We start from the raw sequence: 25,405 nt of genomic DNA on the forward strand, positions 1-25,405 counted from the left end.
CTTGTGACAAATACAAGAGTGCTCATTCTTCTTATCTTGATTGCTGTTTTCATAGAAGCGAAGGCTTATACAAAAACAATCACCTTTTCGAATCTAAAATGGGAGGTTAACGATGGCTTTGGAGGAGCAGGTCGAAATCATTGGTCTAGTGACAATGCATGGGTTGATGAAAAGGGTTCTCTCCATCTTAAGATCTCTAAGATCAATGGTATTGCTCAGAAGTTCTACCACAACTTCCTTTGGTTTCGGACAATATTGGTTTTATCTCATTGGACGAGTTGATAATTTAGATCCTAATGTGGTTTTAGGATTATTTAATTATCCTTCAAATGGAATTGGACCTGATAAAACCAACGAAATTGATATTGAACTTTCCAAGTGGAGGAAGCGTGGAGCTGACGCCGCAAATGCCTCTTATACCGTCTGGCCTGCAATATTAGAACCTAGCAGAACCGTATTAAGTTTTACAATGAGATTAAGTGGTCTTTATTCCACTTATGGTTTTGTATGGAATAAAACTAAAATTTTCTTTCAAAGCAGCTATGGTCATTATGATGATTACCGTTACCCGATTTTAACCTGGTTGTTTTCTCCACCAGATGCAATAAATTGTATTCCGCAAAGACCTCACTTCTCAATTTAGGATGTAGTCTATGTAAGTTCTTTATAAAGACACTCCACCCGCATCCAGCCCGGTTATGCAATGGGGATTTGGAATTAATGGACCTATTACCCAACACCTTTTTATCACTGCTTATTTTGCTAATCTCCGGCAAGCTTCGGCGTTTAGAAACTCACCAAATTAGGGCTATCGATATGGGGGCGTTAGCTTAAATCTATTGTTATAGAGTTTTGTATTGAACAATTCACCCAGTCGTTAACATCCCACAGGAAATACCCGTAACGGTTTTTCTTAAAAGAGGCAAGTCCTCTCTTTTCATCGCCTCAATTTGAATGAGATTCAAAGGATGGATTAAGGTTGATCTTAGTTGAATACTTTCCCCTAGCCAGGGTTGATGAAAACAAAAGTCTTTCTCACCTGTTATTTGATAAAAGAATAGGGTGGTTGCTTTGAGCTCTGACTGAAAAGGCTTGAGATATTTATTGGAACCCGTTAATTGCTGCAGGTATTGTTCCCAAATAGGGAGGTAAACCTTAGAAAGGGTTACGCCAAGTTGTTTTACAAAGGAAGCAAAAAAAGCGTTTTCCTTATAAAGCATCTTAAGTCTATTTTTTCCTAGATCATCGAGCTCTAACCAGGTAGAACCAATACCCCACCAAGTTGGAAAAAGAAGCCTTGTTTGAGTCCAGCATAAGATCCAGGGGATGGCTCGAAGTTTTCTTTGATCGGGTCCTGCTTTTCGTTTGGTCGGGCGAGAACCAATCTTCAATTCTGTCAAAAAATGATAGGGTGAGGCCTGTTCAATGGTTGGCCAAAACCATTCGCTTTGTATAAGCGCTTTGTATTTCTGACTGACTTTTGTGCAAAATAATAACAGATCTTCCCAAAGACCTACGTCATGTCGAACGCAGTGAGACATCTCCTGAATGCCAGGAGATCCCTCATTGCATTCGGGATGACGGAGATTTTTTCCGATGTTTGCCCCAAAGAGGTCAGGGGTCTCGGGATAACCATTATCAGTGCATTTATCTTTTTGTGAGTAGATATCAAGGAATTTGTCAATCTGACTTTTGAGTATAGAACTCGAACCAAAGAGTCGTGCAACCATCTCTCCTTGGATCGTCACCTTGTAATTAGCCATCATTTCCTTGGACCAAGAAGCGGTTTGCTCTTTGATGTCGCCACCTCCCCGCTCAATACTGCCGCCGGATCCATGGAAAAAGATGGGGCGAAGTTTTTTGTTTTCCAAGGTAGATTGAATCGAACTTAGACTTCTCGCAATCATGAGTCGTGAAGGCAATACCCCGCTTTCTTTCGATGAATCGGAATAGCCCAGCATGACCTCATAATTTCCACCCCAGAGCTTAAGATGTCTCTGCTTAACATCCTCAGTGATGGATTCATTTAAAATGGTATCAGCGCTGGTCAGGGCAAGTTGATTTTCAAACAAGGGTACAACAGGCAGAACGTAGCTATTAAAGACTTGTTTAACTAGGCTAATACCATTTTTTATGTCTTCAGCCGATTCAACCATGCTGAGGATGAAGCCTCGTATATAGTTTTTAGGATCAGTCCCATGAGTTATAGAATAAACTTGCTCAAGCATTTTAGTGATGGTTGTTTTTTTTATACTGGCTAAACTTTCTTTGACAACCGATGAATCCTCTCTGAGTTCTATAGGTATGACCAGAGTAGGGTAGAGCTGAAAAATGCTGGTGATGATGGAAAATTGCTCGGGTTTGAAATTTAAAAAACCTAGCGCGTCCGTTTGTATACTAGTTAATCCGTTTTTGAATGCAGAGACTCTTTCATAATCCCTTGTTTGTATTTTCCTAAGACCCTGGGCTTTTTTAATAAGCTGATTGATCTGAGTGACCAAGGCCTTGTTTTCACATAATGCCGTTGAGAGTTTAATAATGTCTAAAACTTCTTTTAGAGATTTTTGAATGTAGTGAATAAAAAAGGAGCGAGAAAGCTCAAGACTTTTAACCATGATCTTTTCATTAACACCAGAGTGCCCATCCTTATCACCGCCTACCCAAGAACGTAATTGAATGGGTACACCCTTGGTTAACAGATAATGATAAAGTTTGATGTTATGTGGGGTGAGTGCGTATTGATAGATGTAGTGTGCTTCGTCTTCTACACTTGGTTTTTCATGATTGGAAATATTAATCTGCAGCGAGATTTTAAGCATTTGATCCAGCTGAAATTCATTCATCAGATAGGGCGACTTCAGCACTTCAACAAGATAGTCACGAATGTCTTTGAAAAGCGTTAGAAATTCAGCTGTACGAGCCTCTGTTGGATGCGCAGTTAACACGTAATGCATACCATGAGGCAGGTCGGTATAGGCTTTTTCCTCTCGTTGATTGATACGAAAAATACGGTAGGCGCTTTCGCAGACATTAATGAGCTCCATCATCAGAGAAAACCCATGCGCAATTTGATAAAGCGCTTTCCTGTCAAGCTTAGAGAGCTCTATTTGCAGACTATGAAGCACATCCCTAAGTACAGAGGTTTCACTGCCAATGGTGTCTTGCATGGATAGTTGAATCTGCTCAATCCTTTCATAAGCGTCTTTTCCATAGACTTCGACGATGGCCTTCCCTAAACGACTAAGGGACCAGGAAACCATACGGCTGAGTTCTCTTGGTAGATAGGAGATATTTTGTCGCATTGAAAACTCCTTTTTCCAAAGGGGGCTTTTTGAATTGATTGTCAAATGATTCTAGTACAATTGAGAGAGGTTTGGCAGGGATCAAGCGTAAATGCAGGATGTAGGCTGGGCTTAACAGCCCAGCCTACGTTCGAAATGAAGGGGCTGACCTATTAAAGTCCAAAACTTGGAGTTTGATCTAGTTGTTCAGCATACATATTGCTGTAGGTAAGATAAAATGCAGTCATTGCGGCTACACCAAAAGCTACAGTGACAGCAGCCTTTACTGCTGGTTTTTTAAAAAATGCAAATTTATCCAATGTTATCTCCAAAAAATGCGCTATATTATGATTACTTCTTCTTTTTGTCAAATTTTAGAGCTAATTTGGGACTAAAGAAAACACTAAGCCTAAATTATAGATTACATAAAGAGAAACCAGGATGATGCCTTCTTTTGATAACGAGCACAGCTCCAATTAGGAACTTTAGAAAGTATCATAATTTCAGGAAACTCCAGGTGTTCAGCCAAAGCCTTAGATTCCTGATTAATAGATAGTGCCGCTAAACAGCAAAGCGGCCTATCTTGTATGTAATTATTGGCCACTAACGTCCAGTTCAAAGTCGATATTACCGCGTGTAGCATGGCTATAAGGGCAGATTTTTTCATGGGTTTCTTGCACTAGAGCACGTGCTTCAGCAGTTGGCAGGGAGGGGACATTAACCTCCATTTTAACAGCAATACCAAAGCCACCACCTTCACGAGGTCCAACAGAAACATGGCAGGTAACAGTTGTTCCAGCAACACTCTTCTTGTGTTGGCTTGCCACAAACTCTAAGGCTCCACCAAAGCAGGCAGCATAACCCGCTGCAAAAAGATGTTCCGGTGTTGTCGTATTTGGTAACCCTGGGCCTCCCATCGCCTTGGGAACGGAAAAATTGGCGCTGACAGAATGATCGCTTGTTTCCGAATGACCGTTTCGTCCTCCAGTGTTAACTGCTGTTGCAGTCACTAGGGGTTTTATGCTGTTAACTGACATGCTGCTCTCCTTGTTCGTAAGTATTTTTAGGTGTCATTAGAATTCTATTATTATCATCATTCTGTCTCAGGACAAAGCCTTTTCCTAGAGCCTCTGTGATTGTATCTAGTAAGGGACAAACAATAAAAATCCTCTAATCCGTTCCGAATCCCCGCGGTCAAGTCCATAGGTATCTACACAAGTGACTGTAATAGACGCACGTCATCCAGAGCGTAGCGAAGGATCTCTGGGATTGGCACGGTGCCACATTCAGGAGATCCTTCGCTACGCTCTGGATGACGTAATGTTGAGACAAGGAGGGACATTTGTGTAGATACCTATGGGCTTGACCGCGGGATCCGCTGGTTAGAAGCTCTTCACTCTGAGCCCATAGATCCCGCGGTCAAGCCGCGGGAATTCGGGATGGGGTATCCATAACTGACGTTAAGTTAAGAGAATTTGTCATTCCCGCGAAGGCGGGAAACCATCTCTACATTGGCACTGTACTTAGCTAGAAATAGTTTCCCGCCTTCGCGGGAATGACAAAACTATCCTTAACTTAATGGCAGTGTCCCTAACCCTCTCCCCCACGCTACGCGCGGTGGAGAGGGGACAAAAAGCATTTTTTACACAGCTTTCTAAGTGCTATTGGGCTGTTAAGCCCAGCGTTTATGTGTGTCGGAGGAAAATGCTGGGCTTGGCAGCCCATATCCTGACGGCTAGGAGCTTCGCGAAGAACATACTAGGATATAGTACAGACCTCTACCCTCTCTGCTTCCTCTATTGCCTGATGCTTGGCACGTTGAGATGCAGCAAGTTGCTTGATTAGGTCATAATTCTCCAGCGCATCCACATCAGATATTCGTCCCCAATCGTGACCGTTGCCAGTTTTACTACGATAAAACTCTAATTGGCCTTCGTTATTAAAGCTCGCAGAAATTAAATTATTCGATACATAGCAGGTTCCGGATCGGTAACTCTTACCCGCTCTAAAGGGAGTGGTATTGCCGAAGGCACCTTGTGGAATATCGACATGCGTACCAGAGGTTTTCGTCTTAAGACGGTGTTCTATTGTCTGATCACGTATAAATTGAGCGACCAGTTGCTTTGTCTGTTGTTGCGCTGGGGAAAGTTTTGGATCAAGAAAACTCTGGCCAACTAGGCTAGCTTGAGGTTTAGCACTCGCCTCCAAAATCTGATTGAGTAAGCCCTCATGCCCCAGAATATTTGCTAGATGAGCATCTTCAATTACTGGAATCCAGTCGCCTGAGGTTGCATCTTTATAGGCAATATTTAGCTGACCCTGCTTATCAACGTAGGCAGAATAAAAACGGTCGCCAACATAAGCTAGTTTTGACTTATGAAAATAACCGACTACAAAGGGATGGTCGCGACCGGCGAGCTCATCACTGGAAATCTCTTCGCGTGTTTTAATCTGTCTATTTTTTAATGTCTCAAGGATATAGGCAGTGATAGTTTTTTTTGCTTGAGCTACTGTAAGCACTTTACCAGAGGACAGTTTTATACCTTGAAGCTGTTGTGTTGGCAGGGGCTGTTTAGTGGGCTTTTCAAGAGGGACTGTTTTAGGTAGCGAATCGCCAAGCGGAGTGCGCACCGTTAATAATGCAGGATCAAGATCTTCCCCCACATTAATCATTGGCCCCCTGGCAGGTACTAGTCTTACCATCTCTTGATTAGTCTTTTTATAATTGGCATCGATAAAGCCTGTTCCCTTGATTTCTACCACTTGTTTACCCGCATCAACACCTTCTCGAGCTGCCTCATATTGATGTAAACGCAAAGTCACATTCTTAGGTATTAAATAGGGATGTTTTCTATAAAAACGTGTAAGGGAATCAAGTATATCCTGGCGATCATCAAAAAAATCAAACTCAATCTCTGCATCCGGGTGTTTATTGGCGATTCGCTGAATTTGGGTATAGATAATCGTTGCTTTATATTCATCAAAATCCCAGTTTGCATGGTGACCTTGATAATCTTTATCCATCGCTCGCCTGCAAGACTCGCCATCAGGTAAATCATCATGAATATCTGCGAGCAGGAAGGGATCGAATTCTAAGCCTATATATTCACAGACTCGCTTGATTTCAGGAAAACAAGAACCATTTAATTTGCTTATCCCGTTGCTAAAATCTACTGCAAACGACTGTCTGTTCGACCCAACAAAACCATAGGATTTTTGATAAGCCGCACTCTCCCTTTTAAGCTTATCCAACAGTATTTTGTTACCGACAAGTATATCTTTGTATTTGGTGCCACAAACATCAACGATGGGCAAACATCCATCATAATCAAATGAAACTACACGTATTTTCATCAAGCTTTCCTCTAATTTAATGCATTCGTAGAAACCAATTTAAGTTCGAGGCAATGACGGCTGCGCTACGTAGCAATGCCTTGTGAGCAACACAAATCCTTTATTCGAGTAAAGAGCTATAACCCAAAACTTTTATGGCTGTATAAGTTTATTTCTCCTTACTTAAGCCTTTATTGATGAAACTACGTAAAAACTACAGCAATAGGTCGCAGTGCTCTCTGATAATTATTAGAGTTGACCTCTGTTGTAACTTTCGCGATATCATTAGTGAATAAATTTTTTACCGAGCTACCTAATGAGTCGTTTTTTGGAAACTAAAAACCTAATTATTAATACGCCAGAACTCTCTGATTTTAATGACTTATATGCCTTACAAACTGATGTTGAGGTGATGAAGTATATTGGTCAGGGGGTGCGCACTAAGGATGAAATAATGCATGGCTTAGAGAAAGCCATTAGGCACTATAAGAAGCATGGCTTTAGCCTGGGCTCTGTATTCGAAAAGAAGAGCAGCCAATTCATTGGCCGGGCGGGATTAATCTATATTGCTTATGATGATAGCCAACCCGATATTGAAGTCGGATATGCCTTGCACAAAATTTCTTGGAATAAAGGCTACGGTATTGAGCTTGCAAAGGCACTAATTGCCTGGGGTTTTCAATCTCTTTCTATTGATAAACTTGTTGCCGACACGCATCTCCAAAATGAACGTTCACGTCGGGTATTAGAAAAAGCAGGCATGAGCTATGTAGGTATAGGGAAATATGGAGATAGCGATGTAGCTTGGTACTCTATTCACAATCCATCTGCTGATTACAATAAAATTAAGCTCACACCAGCTACTTTGAAAGACTATGTAACCATTCAGAATCTGGCTAGATTTTATGTTTATGACATGAGTGAGTATTTGGGCAGCGAAGAGGGTTGGGAAATTCCAGAAGATGGCTTGTATGAGTGCATTGATTTTAAAAAATACTGGGAAGATAAACATTCATTTCCGTTTATAGTCCGTTATGAAAACGAGATAGCAGGTTTTGCTATAGTCGACAAAAAGGGAAGTGAAGCTGAAGTTGATTTTAATATGGCACAATTTTTTATCGCTAGGAAATTTAAAAACAAAGGTATTGGCCGTTATGTGGCAGAGCAATGTTTTAAGAAATACCCTGGCGAGTGGGAAGTAATGGTTATGCCTGGCAATCAAGGTGCTTATCGTTTTTGGCGATCAATTATCAAAGACTATAGCAAAAATGACTTTATTGAATATTCTCGTGAAATTCCTCATTTAAATAACTGCAAAAAGAACATTTTCAGGTTTAACACTAAAGTCCCCGCCATAAAGAGCCATAGGCAGGTTAGGTAGATTTTTATACATCGTCAAATTTGCTTTTGTTCGGAATCTAATAATAACTATTAATAATCAGGCACAAACCTTAAGCTTATTTTAATGTCATCTAGTCATAATTTCTGGTCGCATTAGTCTCAACCAGGAAGTGATCATGCCAGGCGAATTAAGTACCAGCTCATCAAGCAGCCGTTCTTCTCTAATAGATTGGCAAATGCTAGTGCAACGTCACCTACCTTTTTTCTACAACCCTTCCATGCGAGCGACTAATGAGCAATGGGAAGGGTTTTATCAAAGCCACCTCATTGAGATTTTTGGAGCTTTTTATAGCCCAAGCGTTTTAGGTTCTGTAGAGCCATTACAATTACCTCTGTTATTGTCAGAGCCGGAGCAAAAGCGGTTTTTGCATAAACTGATGTTAAGGCTTATGGAACTGAGCAATTTTGATACTCAGCCACTGGACCTGGCTATTCTGCTTCACCATCGCTTATCTGACAGTTTTGCCAAAGCCTTGTATGATCACGCAATAAAGCATGTAACTGGCTTATCGCCTTTACACTGGGCACTTATCTGCCGTCAACCTATCACTGCCGAAATGGCAACAAAGATTAATAGTCGTTGCGCAAGGCCGCCGCTGCATCTAGCGGCCTGTTTCAATGATCCTGAACTTATTTCTTCCCTGGTTGGACTAGGTGCTAATATAAATCTTGCAAATTACCAAGGCCTAACAGCTTGCTATCTTGCTGCTGAAGGTGGCCAAACTGCAGCGGTTGAGCGCATAGTTCAAATTGATGGGTTTGCTGTTCACCAGAAGAGCTTCTCCGGTGAAACCCCGCTATGGGTCGCTGCTAAAAACGATCGTCTTGCAATAGTCGAGCTATTGCTGCAAGCAGGCGCTGAGGCTAATCAGGCAAATATTTTTGGTATTACTCCGCTTTTTACGGCTGTTGAACGAGGTCATATTGCAATAGTTAAGCGTCTGTTACTGCAGGAAGGTATTGCTGTTAATCGTACAGGAAATCAGCCTAATACCCTCTTGCAACTTGCTGCGGATAATAACCATATTGAGATAATTAAACTCTTAATAGCACATGGTGCCAGCGATGGCATGGTGGTTTTAAAAAAGGCTATTGAAGAAGGTAATACGAAGGTTATCGATGCTTTGTTTGCCAGTGGGCTTTATATATCCCCACAGAACAGTCCTAGTTGGTTACAACAAGAATTGTTCAAACGTCTAAAGCGTAATCGCCAAGGTGGCACTTACCTGATGCCTATTGGTTATGATTCTCAGGGCAAATGTTTACTTAGAGACGCACTTGAGGGCAACTCTGAGGCGCTTTCTTATTTCGACTCCAATTACCAAAAAGATTCGCAGGCCTTAATGGTCTGGTTTAAAAATGCCGGTAAAAACGCAGCCTTTTTTCATTTAGCGCTAAAGCTAGTGACTGCCCGTTTGGCGAAAGAGACAGGATGCTCTGAGTTTTTTGAGCTTGAGCGAGCTTTGATTTCAGGTCATATAGACGATCTAGCAAGCCAATTCTCTTATAAGATGTTTCAACGCTGGCTGAGTGCATTAACTACTGCACCGGAGATGGTTAATTTTTCTGAGCGATTCCTCATGCTGACCAAGGAGTTTCAAGAAAGGCATATCGCTGAATTTATGCCTGTGCTTGAGGAGGCTAGTGAGCCTGGCCCCACCTCAGAAACGCTCTCTGCATCTGCATCTAGTTCTTGTAATTGGCAAGAGCTTATGCAAAGCCATTTACCCTCTTTCTACAAGCCTTCGGAGCAAAGGAGCAATGAACAATGGCAGAAGTTCTATCAACATAGTTTAAAAAGGCTTTTTAAGGGTTTTTATCCAAGAACAAAGAAGTTATGGCTGGACTTCTTCTCCATGGATGCGCAGCAAGCGCCTCCTTCTCTGGAATCTGTTCAGGAAGAACTAATACTTGAACTTAAAAGCCTTTGGCGCGATTCAGCACTAAACTTGGCTACCTTCCTTCATCACCGCTTACCTGAGAACCTTGCCAAAGCCTTATATGATTATGCATTAACGCAGGAAAGCGATTTATCCCCCTTGCATTGGGCGCTCATCTTTAATCAGCCTATCAGAGTTGAAATGGCAACAGGAATGAAAAGTCTCAACAATCCGCCGCTGCTGCATCTGGCAACTGTTTTAAATAATCCCTCGCTTATTGATAATTTGCTAAAACTGGGAGCAGAGGTAAATATTACAAGTTTCCAAAATCAGGAAACTAGCTGTTTTATTGCGGCGCGGCATGGTCGTGTTGCAATGCTTGAGCGTTTACTGCAAATAGAAGGCATCGATATTAACCAGGCAAATTTTCATGGTTTAACCCCATTGGATGTTGCCGTTAGATTCGGACATCTTGCAGGGGTTGACCGTTTGTTGCAAGAAAAGGAGATTGCTCTTAACGCAGCAGGGACAGCCCTTGGTATCTCTCCTCATTGTATTGCTTACGAGGGGCGTAGCGCAGTCGTTGAACGTTTGTTGCAAGAAGGGGTTAATGTTCAGCAGGTCAATAGCGCTTTTTCTGCCGCTGTAAAAAATAAGCTTCATTCTACGATCAACGTTCTACTAAGGTATGGAACTAAAGTGGGTATGGAGGTTTTAGAAGACAGTGTGAGGAAGGCAAATACCAAGAGGGTCGATGCTTTGTTTACCAGCGGGCTTTATATTTCTTCGAGGAATACCCCGCCATGGTTAGAAAATGAACTGAGAAAGCGAATTGGAAAGAATACAGCTTTTCGCGAGAATTCCCTGCAGGAACGTGCTTTGTCTGTTTTAGAAGAGACTTTGTTTGATGAGAGTCAGATTCCTTCTCAAATCAAAGGGCTGGTAAAAAATGCTGTGATGCCTATTGGTTATACCCCTAAAGGCAGATGCATTGTTCCAGAGGCGGCTGCTGGCCAGCTGCAGGCGCTTGCCTATTTCGAAGCGGGTATCCAGAAAAATCCTAAGGTCTATGCTGCCTGGTTTAGAGATGCAGGCCAAGATCGCGAGGTCTTTCAATTAGCGTTAAATTTGCTAACCGCAAGATCTCTGCTTATAGAGTTTAATGCCGAAGAACGAGACGCTTTATACTCAGGCCGTATCAGCGATTTAGAAGTACTTTATAGCAAGTATCCCTATGAAGTGCTTAGGAAGGGGCTAAATACCTTGATTGCAGCACCAGAAATGATTAACTATCGTGAATCTTGTCTAAGGTTGGCCAATAGCTTTAATGAGAAACGCATCACTGAATTAGAGCTTTGTCAGCCGCAAAGCCAGGATAGAGTGGTGGAGACTGGCGCTTCGAGCTCTCGGTTCTTCAAGCCCTTGCGTCCGGGAGATAGGATGGTGTCTGCAGCTCAAAGCTCAAATTTAGCTACGGCGTTCTTACCCCATCCACTCTAATGCATCTAAGGAAAACCTTGATTACACTGCGCTCTGAGGAATCCTGGCATTTTTTTAAACAGGAAGCATGTGCCATATAAGTTCTTCCTGTTCTTTTGTGTGTCATTCCCGCGTAGGCGGGAAACCATCGTGCAAACAAAGTGAGGAACCACTTTGAGAAATAGTTTCCCGCCTACGCGGGAATGACACAAATATAAGTCAAAGTAACTTATTAATGTCCATATAGGTATCTAAATGATACTTTGATTAAAAAAATGTCAGGATCACTCAGCGCTGCTTAATCAAGGTTTCATTTTAAAAAAAGACTACGGACTGCTCGGAGCAAGATAAATTTTAGTTCGTATTTTTATCAAGAAAATCACGACATTGCTCCATGACCAACTCTTTCTCATTATCGACAGTAATCATATGATAGCTATCTTCTAAGATAGTTTGTTCTACAACAGATGAGGAAATACCCCCGGCAATTACCTCAATATTTTTTAAACTAGCGATATCATCCTCTTTAGCATGCATAATTAATGTTGGGCAGGTGACTAACGATAAATTTCTAACAGCTACTTTAGCTAATCGACGTGCCTGATAAATATCATAAAAAGATATCTGTGCACCTCCAGAAATAGAAACTGATTTCTCCTGCATCAATTTTGCAGAATAAGCTCTGCGTTCTAGATTTTTAATCCCGAAAGGCTCTGTCTCAGGAAGGGATAATCTATAACGTAATGGTGAGTAATAGACCAATGGAATTAACGATCTTTTCCAGTCAGTACTCCAACCATCGGTAAACAGCGCGGTTGAAAGAAGTAGTAAGGCGGATGGCTTGTTTTGCAATAGTTCAGCCAGTCTCAGCGCGACAACAGCTCCAAGACTCAATCCACAAAGTGCAACCGATTTATATCGACTATTCATTGAATAGAAAATCCCCAAGGCATCGCGAATCCAACTCTCTGAGCGATTGAATATTTTCTTTTTAACATCATAGTGATAACCCTCAATGAGTGGGATCTCAACTGAATAACCCGCTTCATTGAGATTTTTAGCTAAATCAAGAACTTCTAATGGGCTGCCGTTTAATCCATAGAAAAGCAATACGGCATTCTCGCCTCCTTCCAAATAAATATAATCCCTATTGAAACTCTGTCTTCTAATCAATGGTTTCTGATCAACGATATTCTTAGCTTCAAGTGTTTTGCTGGCATCAGCTATTACTGGATTACTCTCGGTAGTAACTATCTCCCTCAACAGATAGGCTACTGCATTTTCTATGTTTGGATTATCAAACACTAAAGTATTGCTTATAGTGATTGACGAACCGAGCATAGTTTGCAAAACATTTTTAAACTCCATTGCCATGATTGAGTCCATACCTAATTCAAAGAAGTTCTTTTTGATATCCAAACTATCAGGCTTAGAAATATTTAATATTTTGGCTAACACCCCTTTAATTTTATCAGTTAGAACTTGTTCACGACGCTCTGTAGGTGTTGCTGCAAGTAAACTAATCCAAGTACCTTGATTTAGGGTTTGAGGAATCACGCGAGGGGCAAAATGGGCTAGATAGGGATTGCTTGGAGAAACAACTTTAGACCAATCAATTTCCATAACTCCAACTAGGGCTTTAGGCGTACTAAGTAGTTCATCCATTGTCGCAAAAGCAGGTTGTGTTTTAAGTGCTGTTAGACCTTGTGCCTTATGCACTGCTTCAAGTCCTGCTGCCATTCCCACAGTACTAAAGGGCCCCCAATTGATACTTAGGGCTGAAAGCCCTTGTTGGCGGCGTTTCATTGCCAACCCATTCATAAAGGCATTGGCTGCTGAATAATTACTTTGGCCGGGATTACCCAACATAGACGATATGGATGAGAACAAAACAAAACAATCCAGAGTTAGAGCTTGGCTCAGTTCATCAAGGTTCTTAGCGCCCTGAACCTTCGGTGTCAGAACAACATCAAAATCCTCCTCACTTAAATTCAAAAGCAATCCATCATGCAGGACTCCTGCCGCATGAAAAATCCCTTTTAAAGAGAAACCACTTTGAGCAATCGCATCAAAGACCTCCTTTAATGCCTTTTTATCAGCCACATCTGTTGCATAGTGGGTAATACTGACTCCATTGGATTGCTGTTGCTCCATCCATAGCCTTAGCTCAGTTGTGGCTTCGCTTCGGCTAGTTAATGCCAAGTGTTTCACGCCTTGTGCAAGCAGATGTTTAGCTAACTCAAATCCTAGACCACCAGTACCGCCAGTAATTAAATAAGTCGCATCAGCCTGATATTGAAAGGACTGGGCTAAGGCTGAATCTTCATCGGCATTAATTAAATGAGGTACATAAACCGACTGTCCGCGTAAGATGACTTGTGGCTCGGGCAAGGAATTAGTACCAATCAAATTCAGAACTAGGTCCAAAGGCTCTTTGTCTTTAACATCAATCAGATAGCAAGGAATATTATTGGCTTCTTGACGCAGGCTTCGCCAAAAACCAAGGGCTTGGCTATGGTCTGGATTGATCTCATCTTTTGCATTAACACTAAAGGCTTGTTGAGTCACTAAGGTAAAACTCAAGGGTTTAGATACCAATAGTTTTTTTGCCAAAGAAACCAGAGTTTTAAAATTATTCTCATAAACAAAAACTATATGGCGATTGCTTAGATCTTCTTCACTAGAATCCTTAACCATCAATACGTCTCGATTGGCTTTCAACGCAGGAGACCAGTTGTATAATTCATAATGCTCAACATAACGGCCTAATGCTTCTTTCTTCGCTAGCAGAAGCTTTTCCAGCGCTTGTTTGGTTACTGCATAGGCAACGAAACCCTTTATCTCTGCTATTAACATGCCATTATTATCAGTGATTTTAATATCCGCATTTAAAGCATGCTCATCACGATTGATTAGAGTCACTTCAGCCCAGATTAAGCCCGACGCTTTTTGATACCAATCCAGGCGTCCGATAGCCAAAGGAATATAAGTAGCATTCAGTTCCTCACTCAGCGCTAAAGCTACTGCCTGAAAAACGCCATCAAGTAAGGCTGGGTGGAAATAGTCGTTATTGGAACGCTGTTCATTTTTAATCGCTACTAAGGCTTTATTGTGTCCTGTAAAGGCTTCTTGAATGGCTTGGAAAGCATCACCATAAACTAATCCTACTTGCTTAAAGCGTTGATACAAGGTTTTCATATCAACCTGAGCCAAGGTACTTTTTATCGCCGCTAAATCGATAACTTCATATCCAGGGTTTAATAATGATTCCAATTCAAAATCAGCATGATGGCTCCAAGCTAAAGCATCTTTTGGTTTAGCATAAATCGAACCTTGATAGCTATTATTTGTTCTAGGCTCTAAGTTCACCTCATAGTCTGTAATTCCATTTAAAGCTAAAGGAGTCTGAAATGAAATGTCTTTTACCCTTAAAGGCGAGTCACCCAACGCTTCTACTCCAGAAGCTAAGGCAGTTTCTATAAACCCTGCTGCGGGAAATATAATATGGTCAAATACACGATGATCTTTTAAATAATCCAAATCATTTAAAACGAGTTGATTGAGGAAGCGAAGGTCATCGCTATGGCCTGGCTGTTTGGCGCCCAAGAGCTCATGAACCATCTCTCCATAGGCTAAGGTCTTTTTCTTTTTAATCGCCAACCAGTGGGATTGCATTTCAAAGCGATAGGTTGGCAGGCTGACTTTCGATAATCTTGAAAGATAGGATGCATAATAAGACTTCCAATCGATATCCTTACCACTTAAATAAACGCTTAGCACATCATCTTCACTAGGCTTCTCCTCAGATTGCATAGTGTCAATTGGGCTAATTTGTCCTAACTTCTCAATTAACTCTTTTTTGCTAGTTGCTGTAACCGCAATACGCCATTGTAAATGAGCACGTCCTACCGCTGCGGTATAACATAGGTCTGCTAGTGAGGCGTCAGTCATCGCCAAGAATTCTTGGTAGGCCTTGATTAGCGAATCCAATGAGAATTTAGTTTTTGCAGATAAGACAAAGACATGTGCTGGAGGTAAGGGCAGTCCACTATCTTTGGTTTGTAAAGGTGCTTCCTCCATAATGATGTGTGCATTGGTACCACTAAAGCCAAAAGAACTGACTGCCGCCCTAAATTTTTTATCTGGGTTGATAGTCCCAAGCTGGGTGTTAATTTGCATGTTGTTGTTTATTTTTATTTTAGGATTCAGTGTATTGAAATTTATTTGAGGAGGAATGGTCCTGTGCTGCAGACATAAAAGCACTTTAATAAACCCAGCCATACCTGCAGCAGCTTCAAGGTGGCCGATATTGGCTTTCACAGAGCCTAATAGCAAAGGTTGTTTTCGTTGATTGTTAAATATTTTTTTAATCGAGTTCACTTCAATTGGATCACCCAAACTGGTACCTGTGCCATGGCATTCGATGTAATCAATCTCTGTTGCATCAATCTTCGAGCGTTCAAGAGCATTACGAATTAACTGCTGTTGCGCTTGTCCATTGGGAACAGTGAGGCCACTGGATAAACCATCATGCGCGACAGATGAGCCTTTAATCACTCCGATAATGTGGTCCTTATCACGTAGTGCATCGCTTAAGCGTTTTAGAATGACAACGCCACATCCTTCTCCGCGAACATAGCCATCGGCATTGGCATCGAAGGTTTTACATTTTCCATCTGGGGCAAGCATGCCTGCCTGAGAAAAACTGATAAATAACTCGGGGCTTAAAATAGCATTCACGCCACCAGAAACAGCCAAATTACAAAGTTTATTCTGCAGAGATAAACAAGCTTGATCTATAGCGGCTAAAGAAGAGGAACAAGCAGTGTCTACCGCGAAACAGGGTCCCTGAAACCCATAAAAGAAAGACAAGCGCCCACTGGCAGTACTTGTTGCGTTTCCCGTACTAAAATAGGGGCTGATTGACTTAGAATCAGTGTTTTCATAAATACAGTGCTCGTAGTCATGGGTTGAAATTCCGATAAATACCCCAGTATTAGAGCTCACTAAATCACTGACATTGATATTGGCATTTTCAAAGGCTAGCCAGGTATGTTTCAAGAGTAAGCGTTGCTGGGGATCAAGGAGCTCAGCTTCTTTAGGGCTAATATTAAAAAATGCTGCATCGAATTGATCAATCCCTTCAATAAATCCCCCTTTGCGGGTACATATTCCCCCTTTTTGACCTTGGATAGGGCTGTAATAGTCATTGATGTCAAAGCGTTCAGCGGGGATGTCTGTTACGGAGTCGCGTCCCTGGATCAAATTGTCCCAAAATTCATTAACATCATTAGCGCCAGGAAATACACAACTCATACCGATTACTGCAATGGGTTCTTGAGTAGTTAAACTTGCAACTGAGTTTGGTTTAAACTCTTTGATATTATCTCTATTAGTTATTTCAGGAAATAATTGAGAAATTAGTGCTGAAGCTGCTACCTGTATTGAGGGAAAATTGAAGAGAAAGTCTTCATCAATATCAATGTCATTACCTAGTTCTTGAGCAATTTTTTCTTTTAATTGAATAGCTTTTATGGAATCAAAACCAAGCTCAAAAAGCCCTCTATCTAGCGGAATTGCTTTGGGATTCTGAACGTCTAATAAATGACTGACTTCATTCTGAAGCAGGGTACTTAAGGTCGATTGACGTATCTCGCTTTTGACTTCTTGTAGTTGATTCAACCAGGTTTCTTTAGCTGGTTTAATTGCTTGTGTTCTAACTAGGATTGGTTGTTTGAATTCGCCATGGTAAAGAATAGTCAATTCATTTTTAGCTATTTTCTCAGCACATGAGCGGCGTTGTAATTTTCCACTGGTTGTTTTGGGGATCTTTTTGGGGGGAATGAAATAGATATTATTGGCTGTAAAATGAAAGGATTTAGCGAGGTGTTGTTGAATTTTCTCAGCAATAATCCGGTAATTTTCTTCAGATTCTCTATCTTTTATCTCACAGACAAGCGTTATTTGCTCTTGACCATCCTTCAATTCTGAATAGGCAATGACGTTGCCTTGGCGAATCTTATCAGAGCTTAAAGTCACTTGATTCTCAAGATCCTGCGGGTAAAAATTTTGTCCATTAATAATAATTAAATCTTTTTTTCGACCGCAAACAAACAATTCATTTTTATACATAAATCCTAAGTCACCAGTGTATAAATAATCCTTGTTGTCACCATTAATTTTATTGTGAAATGTGAGTTCAGTTGCTTCTTCATTATGATAGTAGCCTTGAGCAACGGATTCACCATGCACCCAAATTTCACCTACCTCGCCCTCTGGACATTCTAAGCGGGTCTGCTCATTAATGATTTTGAGCATCATTTGCGGAACACCGGAACTTACTATTTTTACTCCATTCGTATCATCAGTTAACTGCATGATGTTTTTTGTTAGCATTTCTGGGTCGATTGAAACAATTTCCTCAGGTTCCATAATGGGTTTTGCTGTCACCATGAGTGTCGCTTCTGCCAAACCATAACAAGGGAAGATAGCTCCGCGTTTTAAGCCTGATGATTGAAAGGTTTGATAAAATCGATTAACTGTATTGTAGTTAATGGGTTCAGAGCCATTAGCAATAACTTCAAGGGCGCTGAGGTCAAGTTGGGAAAGATCCAGACGATCAGCTTGTTTGACACATAATTCAAAAGCAAAATTAGGCGCTCCAGTTGAGGTGCAATGATAGGCTGACATGTATTGCAGCCATTTCGTTGGGTGAGCTATAAAATCGATTGTAGACATTAAGGTTGACGTAAACCCGCCATAGAAAGGTTCCAGTATTCCGGCGATTAACCCCATGTCGTGATAGGGGGGTAACCATGAAAATTTATGGCTTTGTGAATGATGTCTTAAGGCGTTATAGATAACGTTGAAATTGTCTAGCAAATTACCATGAGAAACCATAACTCCCTTAGGGTTTCCCGTAGAGCCAGATGTATATTGTATAAAGGCATTAGATTTGCTGTTTTTTTGATTAAGTGGCTCTAATTTCACAGCATTAATACTAAATCTTTCTTCGCTAGCCATTAAGGGGATCTGTTGCGATTTTAAATAGGTCAACATAGACGCAGTTTCTTCACTGATACCTGCCGCAAATTTTATGCTCTTAGGTAGAAAGCGATTAACAGTCATTCCTTTTGTTAACTTAGAAATTATTTCTTTATCACAAATTACTAGTTTAGGATTAGCATCCTTAAGAATGTGAATAAAGCGCTCCGTCATTGCTTTACTGACAGGAGGAAATACGGGGACCGCCACGGTACCAGCGTATAGACAAGCATAGAAACTAATGATGTATTCTAATCCTTGTTTTGCTCCTAAAATAACGGTATCTCCGGGCTCAGTGACCTCCTGTATTAAATAAGCTAATTTCGTTACTTCGTTTGCAAAATCCTGGTAATTTAAACAGTTGGTAGAACCATCGGTATTGATAAACCTATAGGCTATCCCTTCTGGATTATATTCTGAATTTATAAAAACTATATCAGCAACGTTTTTAACGTTCTTTTTAGAGTCGAACATATAATCTCACTTATCCTTAGGAGGATTGATGCTTTTTTGCTTTATTGTCTAACTGTACTTGGGTGGGAATTTTTATTTCTTTAATAAAACCAAACCAGGACAAGAACTTGATAAGCCCAAAAGAAATATCTATTTGCCATTTTTTTAGGCCGTGTTTTGCGGAGCTTGGAAAAGCATGATGACCGTTATGCCAACCCTCACCATAAGCTAAGATAGCAAATAACCAATTATTTCTGCTTTGATCCTTCGTATCAAAATCCTTCTTTCCCCATAAATGACATACTGAATTAATTGACCAGGTTACATGTTGTTGTAGACATACTCTAACCAGTCCGCAGACGATGAGTCCTTCCCAGAAATGGTACCAGCTCATATAAATTAACCCATTCAAAATAGCGGGTATTAATAGCCCGAGGGACGCGATTACAGAATAATGTTTATTGATAATTTTAAGGTCAGGATCCGTAAGCAGATCCAGAATATAATGACGCCAACTTTCAATAATATGGGTCGTCATCCATCCCATATGGGCATGATAAAAACCGAACCATGAAAATTTATCATTAATAAGAGGAGTATGGGGATCTCCCTCTGATTCGGTAAATTTATGATGGCGACGATGCGCTGCAACCCAGAAAAAAGGAGATCCTTCAAAAGCCATGCATCCAAAACAAACAAAAATAATTTTTAGCAATCGGGTTGATTTAAATGAATGATGAGTTAATAGCCTATGAAAGCCAATGGTCACACCAAACACGGTGCAACTATAGCAAATTAAAAACAAAACAAGGGTGGCAGTTCCAATGGAAAAAAGCATTCCTGAAATAATACTGTAAATTGTTGCTATGATAGGAACCCAAATAATTATTTCTGCATAAATTATTTCCGAACGATTAAGTCCTCTGTAGGGGTACAACTTATCTATTTTTAACATGTCATTTCTACTATAAAACTCTTAATGACAAAATAATTAATCCATGAATGATTTGTCGTTTACTTGGTTACATATCAGCCACTCTGTTGGTCGTTTTGTTGGTTTTCTTATAAAAAAGAATGGGGTTTTCGTCCTTTATTGCGTGAATAATGGCGGCTACATTCTTGTAAACGCCATATGAGTTTGAGTGTTTATAAATAAATTTTGATAAGCAGGACTTGGAAAAGGCCTCGTAAAAATTTATAAATTTAATATTGTTTTTGTCTGTGTATCTGCTATTAATTTTTATAAAATTTATTTGGCTTATGAAGAAAACATTTTGATGAGCTCTTATCTCATTAACCAAGGTCGGTGTCATGACATATTTAACAGATGGTCTTAAACCTGCCGCAATTCCATTTTTATTAATACCGCGAGTAACCACTTTTATCGAATACGCCATCTCATAATCCAAAAACAATCTCCTAAATTATCTCTTAATAAGGTTTGTTGTAGCTAACAGACTTTTAATCGATAATTATGTACAAATATTAGACAGCTGATCAAGAAAATGCAAATATTTGGTTTTGTATGACGGGTGATCTAAGGGGCTCTGCTATAACGTCAGTGGAGCCACCAAGGATGCAGTCTCGGAAGCAGCCGATACAACAGACTGAAAATACGCCATTCTTTCTCTATTTTGTTGTATGGATTGGCTGCATTCCCGCTGTTTGAATTCGAGAGCAACATAGAGTGGTGCATACAGTTGCTCTATTTCCGTGCTCAAGAAACGAAATAAAATATTCGTTTGTTGCCCAAAATAAGAAGACCTGGTCAGTTGGCGTAATGTGCCAACTACACGGCATGGATATTACAGTTATCAGCACCACCAAAGGAATAAACCAGATGATCCTAAGCATCAAGAAACTCTTGAATGGGTAAAGAAAATAGCTGAAGCCAGCCAGTATTGTTATGGAAGCCTATGAGTAAAAGAGGAGATTGCTGGGATAATAGTGTTATTGAAAGCTTCTTTGGTCGTTTAAAGCAAGAACGAGCTCAATGGCGAAATTATCAAACTCGATGGGAAGCTCAGCAGGATATTTTGAATTACATCACTATGTTCTATAACAGCCACAGATTGCATTCTTACTTAGGTTATTTAAGTCCAAATCAATTTGAAAAACAAAGCGATTGTTTAGTGAAAGTTGCTTAACAGGGGTGTAACATTTTGGTTGACCACACTATTTTCGTCGGGACCCCATTCTTGCAAGAACTTCTCACATCATTCAGCCCAAAAATCAATAACGTCTAGCTCAAAAGAATAATGGGCTAGGGATTGCGAAGATATTCTCTGACGACCTACAAAACTTGATTTAGCCCTTTTTGCCTAAGAACAAGCAGGCTTTGACAGAGTATTAGAGCATTCACTTTACTGTCTTTAAATAGTTTTATTAATCAATAAATTACATCATAGGGTTTAGATGCAGTTACCCCTGCAATCTTTGTTGATCACAATTTGAGCATATGTTAAATTATATGCCACTTATTGAGTCCAGAGAACAAAATGCCTCTTTCTAAAGAACAAAAAGAAACTTTATTAAAAAATTTATACAATCCACGTATTAATGGTAATTTTATTTCAACATTATGCATTGATCCTCCTATTCCTGCGCAGGATCCCTTGATGGATCAAGAAAAAGCCAAAGCATGGATATCACTACATTCCCAAGGCATAAGTCGTCAATGTGCAGAAAAGATTATTAGCAATACGGTGGTGTTCTCTTTTGAAGAGTTTTATATAGGACTACAGGAAAGTGTCGTCCAATTAAATCAATTATATAAAGATGGAAAGATTGATGCGAACCAATCTATTATTGTTGTTCCCCATACTACAGGCCGAAAAGAGTTATTGGGTGCTCGGAAAAGTCAAGCATGGGTGGCTTCCCTTGCTTTAACTTTCTTAGAATTTACTCCTTATCAAATAGTTGATCATAGTTATTTAACACCATTTTTAAAAACTCATCCTGATGTTAAACGGTTAATTTTTTTGGATGATACTGCTTATTCAGGTACAGATATGAGTGCCTATATCAGTAAATGTGAGACATATGGACTAACTGTAGATTTTATCATTCCTTTTTTAACTAATACTGCTTTATCTAAATTTAAACAATCGAATGATAAATTAAACCTTTTTTATTCTAGAATCATTCCGGTAATTACTGAAATGGATTTTACTACTGAAGAGTTAGACTATTTAAGAAAGCACAGGATTACAGGTGATACTTCAAGTCTAGATCTTTCTCGTATCACTTTGACTATTCACGCTCATAAAAAAGCAGATAGTTACTCAATTGCTGAAAAAATACTTACCTATGGTTTCCCTATTGAATATCCGAAGGAAACAAGGGATAAAATACAGATGCTCTTTTCATTGGAAAATAATAGCCTTCAAGATGATAATAGCCTCCAACGGGTTCAGTTTATTCCCGATGTTAGCCCACCTTACAAACTACAAGAGCCATTACGTTTTTTAAGCCATTTTATTAGCACTACTGTTTCTGTTGAGGAAGAAGGTAAGATGGTTAACTCTGTTGATTCTGATATAAAGGTAAAAAACAATATACAATCGAATGCATCTAATCTCTTCTTTGGACGAAATGCTACAAATAGTAATTCTTCATTCCAGTTGTCGGAGGGGACTAGTCTTAATGATGAATACAGCCCCAACTTAGATTCTGAACAGGAAACAACGATGGTCGCGCTATCTCGTTGTCATTCAGTACCCTAATAGAACCACCGCGTCATCACCTAATGGGGCCGACCCATTAGCAGCTAAAAGGACCACCTTATCTATCAAACTTTGGTTAAAAATAAGCGTGTAGTTTCTGCAAGTTTGCAGAAACTACACCAAAATTCGTGTTAGGCAATTTCATTATTTGCTTGATGATTAGTATAAGTTCGCCTAGCGGTTCTCCATTTTTCCTGAGCTTGCGGCAACAGTGCGTGACCAAGACAGGCCAGTAATTTAGCCTATAGCCTCGATGATATTAAGAGGAAGCTTTATGATAAGTGACATAGATAAACTAGACTCAGTCAAACAAGCGTTTAGACATTGGCGAACTACTCGAACAAAGCGGGGACGAAACCCCAATGAGTTATGGGAGCAAGTCAAAGAACTATTGGTTGATTATACGCCTGCAAAAATCGGCATTCATTTGGGTATCAGTCCCATCCAAATCAGGAAAAACTAGCACATCAAGAGAATAAAAACTCGCAGTTTGTCGAGGTAAAGCAAAAACATCCGATACCTGATTTAGGCGTTCTATTCAATAATGATGCTTTCTGTAGTGCCGAACTTCATCGTCCTTGTGGCAGTATACTGAAAATCAATGCATTACCTATACATATGGCATCCAAACTGATGTTGGATTTCATGGGGTAACGATGCTGCAGATTAGCCCACAACATCCTGACCTTTCTGCAATGGTGCGGAAAGGTCAGCGTACTCCTAACCCTGTCTGAATATATGATTTTCTTAATAGTAACTATTAAAAATATCCATTTCTTTTTAATAATTATTTAATTTATAAAAAGCACAATATGACTTTGCAAAATAGATGTGAAATCTATATCTCTTCGCACAATTATTTTGCAAAACGTTTTTTACTTATTTAACCTAAAAGAGTTATAGAATGCCCAAATTTATACCATATGAATCCCCAACATCCTTTCTCGCAGAGCGAATTGAATTTATTAATAAACTAAGAAATTGGTATTTTGAAACCAACAAATTTGATGATGAGTTATCTAGTTATGCACGAGATCCTCGCTCAAGATCTCTGCCTTATTTTTTGGGAGGACTTCATCCTTTTATTGCTATAAAAAAAGATATTATAGATACCTTTAAACCTTATAAGGCTAATTTTCATATAAAGAGAGATCTCATTCAACCAATTAGGGGTATTGCTAATCTAATAAAAGGAGTATTTCATTTAATTGCAGCTCCAACTATATTTTTAATAAACATACCAAGGCACATATATATGGGTGTTTTCTCATATATGTTTACTCGAAGTCTTGCCCGATTAGGTGGTGGTGTTTTAGATGGTCTTGGAAATATTATAAGAGGTTTATCTCAAATAGCATTTACACCTTTAAATTTATTGATAAAGATGCCTTTAAGGGGAATTATTACCTATATAAAAGGACAGCCAACTTTGGCACAAAATTTAGAAAATCAAATTCAAGATTTAGAGCAACTTATAGTTAAAAAGGATAAAACTAATGAAGAAGCAATAACAATTGATAGGGGAATGAAATCAATAGCTGTGAAATTAAATAAAGCTAATGAGAGAGGTCAAGTCATTGGTCCCGTTAGTTTTGAGGTGGCACTAGAGGCTTTGGATCAGTGTTCTACCTTTAGCGAAAGAAGAGTTAATGGTAGAGGAGTACTCGAAGCTGCTATATCGGGCATGCCTTCAAATGAGGGATATAGCTATAGATCAAAAGATTCAGAAATAAAACAAACCCGAGCTCTTGCATTTCTTGGGGTATTCAGAGGTAAAATTCCGGAGCCAAAGGAAGAGCCCTCTTTAAGCGAAAAGTACAATCGACTTATAGGAAATACATATATTTAATTGTTATTTCTTTGTGACTTTTCCGCAAGCTTGCGGAAACGTCACGACGATCCTTAGTCCCAGGCCATATTAATTGGTTGATTTATTTAGTCGCTTGAAAATATAAGGGAGCATGAGCTATTACTGTTTAGGTTTAGAATCGAGATTTTGCTGCTCCTCTACTAAAGGGTTTTTGCTACTTTGAATTATAGGATCACCAAGGGAAGACATAAAAAACCTGTTAGGATTCCGGTGTGACGGATGATAAAGGTCAAGTGCCTCCGCCAATAATTTTTCTTCTTGAGGAATATTACGTTCATCCCATACTTTGATGGTTAGCCAATTACTAGGTTTATCAACAGCAACAAAATACTCAGCTATTTTTTTTCCGTGCTCTTTCTCATACCAATAAGGATCACAAGCTTCCATTATGGCCTCCTCAGTGGTAATTTCATCTGATCTAAGTTTTAAAATAGCACCTTTAGTCTCATTTCCTTTACTGTTCCCACAGTCTACTTCAATTAATTTGCATCGATTATCCCATTCAAAAAACTTAACATGCTTCTCTACAATCGGCGAGTCCAGTTTTGAGTTTCCACTGAGCAAAGCAACTTGATAGTCACCGTCAATAACATCCTTCATCAGATTTATCGATTCATCTGACATTTCTAAAGCTTTATTCAAGTGTAATACCATATTTATACCAGATGCCACTTTCAGAACAATGATTAAGCACGCAGAAGCATCCTTGGAACCAATATAATCAAAACGCTGATCATCTTTATCGATAATCAACGCACATGACATGCCCACTAAGGCCAAACGAGAAAAATCAACATTAACCAAATCCACTGACTTTAAAGGAGTTATTTTTGCAACGGAGCCAGTTGAAGTATCTCTGTACTCAATATTTTGTTTGGTTTTCATTATAGTCTGCCCAATTTGTTTTGGTGTATGTTGATACTATAAACGGTGGATATT

14 protein-coding genes and 1 pseudogene are annotated in these 25,405 nt (G+C 39.7%); 7 read left to right on the forward strand and 8 right to left on the reverse strand.

The features are described from left to right. Positions 1–112 precede the first annotated feature (112 nt). Positions 113–643 (forward strand): hypothetical protein, encoded by a 531-nt coding sequence (locus BN1094_RS18725; protein ID WP_052403130.1) that lies wholly within the window; start codon positions 113–115, stop codon positions 641–643. Between the two features lie 223 nt (positions 644–866). Here the strand turns inward: BN1094_RS18725 and BN1094_RS04310 are convergent, their stop codons facing one another. From BN1094_RS04310 to BN1094_RS18730, 4 genes are all read right to left on the reverse strand, one after another. Further along, positions 867–3,302: a phosphoenolpyruvate carboxylase gene (locus tag BN1094_RS04310; protein ID WP_043873110.1), complete on the reverse strand. Its 2,436-nt coding sequence runs from the start codon at positions 3,300–3,302 to the stop codon at positions 867–869. 152 nt (positions 3,303–3,454) lie between these two features. Then, positions 3,455–3,601 (reverse strand): hypothetical protein, encoded by a 147-nt coding sequence (locus BN1094_RS19765; protein WP_176695255.1) that lies wholly within the window; start codon positions 3,599–3,601, stop codon positions 3,455–3,457. A gap of 273 nt (positions 3,602–3,874) precedes the next feature. After that, positions 3,875–4,318, reverse strand: a complete 444-nt coding sequence (locus BN1094_RS04315; RefSeq protein ID WP_081934981.1) for an organic hydroperoxide resistance protein — start codon at positions 4,316–4,318, stop codon at positions 3,875–3,877. A 721-nt stretch (positions 4,319–5,039) separates the two neighbouring features. Then, on the reverse strand, positions 5,040–6,635 hold the full coding sequence (locus BN1094_RS18730; protein WP_052403131.1) for a hypothetical protein: 1,596 nt from the start codon (positions 6,633–6,635) through the stop codon (positions 5,040–5,042). A 295-nt stretch (positions 6,636–6,930) separates the two neighbouring features. Here BN1094_RS18730 and BN1094_RS04325 point away from each other — a divergent pair, with 295 nt between their 5' ends. Together BN1094_RS04325 and BN1094_RS04330 are read left to right on the forward strand one after the other, a co-directional pair. Next, a complete protein-coding gene (locus tag BN1094_RS04325) occupies positions 6,931–7,995 on the forward strand; it encodes a GNAT family N-acetyltransferase (protein ID WP_043873111.1) in 1,065 nt (354 codons plus the stop codon). A 136-nt stretch (positions 7,996–8,131) separates the two neighbouring features. Then, complete coding sequence (locus BN1094_RS04330) at positions 8,132–11,395, forward strand: ankyrin repeat domain-containing protein (RefSeq protein ID WP_043873112.1); 3,264 nt, start codon at positions 8,132–8,134, stop codon at positions 11,393–11,395. A gap of 333 nt (positions 11,396–11,728) precedes the next feature. On the opposite strand, the gene BN1094_RS18735 is transcribed toward BN1094_RS04330, so the two are convergent. The 3 genes from BN1094_RS18735 to BN1094_RS04345 all read right to left on the reverse strand — a co-directional run bounded on the left by BN1094_RS18735 (position 11,729) and on the right by BN1094_RS04345 (position 20,268). Then, positions 11,729–18,892: an SDR family NAD(P)-dependent oxidoreductase gene (locus BN1094_RS18735; RefSeq protein ID WP_052403132.1), complete on the reverse strand. Its 7,164-nt coding sequence runs from the start codon at positions 18,890–18,892 to the stop codon at positions 11,729–11,731. A 16-nt stretch (positions 18,893–18,908) separates the two neighbouring features. Further along, positions 18,909–19,826, reverse strand: a complete 918-nt coding sequence (locus BN1094_RS04340) for an acyl-CoA desaturase (protein WP_043873113.1) — start codon at positions 19,824–19,826, stop codon at positions 18,909–18,911. A 67-nt stretch (positions 19,827–19,893) separates the two neighbouring features. After that, a complete protein-coding gene (locus tag BN1094_RS04345) occupies positions 19,894–20,268 on the reverse strand; it encodes a hypothetical protein (RefSeq protein WP_141650419.1) in 375 nt (124 codons plus the stop codon). Between the two features lie 519 nt (positions 20,269–20,787). Between BN1094_RS04345 and BN1094_RS04350 the strand changes: the two are divergent. The 4 genes and pseudogenes from BN1094_RS04350 to BN1094_RS04365 form a co-directional block, all read left to right on the forward strand. Beyond that, a pseudogene (locus tag BN1094_RS04350) lies at positions 20,788–21,018 on the forward strand (IS3 family transposase); the annotation flags it as partial. A 351-nt stretch (positions 21,019–21,369) separates the two neighbouring features. Then, positions 21,370–22,596: a hypothetical protein gene (locus BN1094_RS04355; RefSeq protein WP_043873116.1), complete on the forward strand. Its 1,227-nt coding sequence runs from the start codon at positions 21,370–21,372 to the stop codon at positions 22,594–22,596. Positions 22,597–22,870: 274 nt separating this feature from the next. Further along, entirely contained in the window at positions 22,871–23,059 is a 189-nt protein-coding gene (locus BN1094_RS04360; protein ID WP_043873117.1) for a hypothetical protein, read from the forward strand. Positions 23,060–23,500: 441 nt separating this feature from the next. Further along, positions 23,501–24,445 carry a hypothetical protein gene (locus tag BN1094_RS04365; protein WP_043873118.1) on the forward strand — a complete coding sequence of 315 codons (945 nt, stop codon included), beginning with the start codon at positions 23,501–23,503 and terminating at the stop codon, positions 24,443–24,445. Positions 24,446–24,565: 120 nt separating this feature from the next. Here the strand turns inward: BN1094_RS04365 and BN1094_RS04370 are convergent, their stop codons facing one another. Beyond that, positions 24,566–25,351, reverse strand: coding sequence for a hypothetical protein (locus BN1094_RS04370; RefSeq protein WP_043873119.1), 786 nt, complete (start codon positions 25,349–25,351; stop codon positions 24,566–24,568). Positions 25,352–25,405: the final 54 nt, after the last annotated feature.

Source organism: Legionella massiliensis, assembly GCF_000756815.1.
Classification (GTDB): domain Bacteria; phylum Pseudomonadota; class Gammaproteobacteria; order Legionellales; family Legionellaceae; genus Tatlockia; species Tatlockia massiliensis.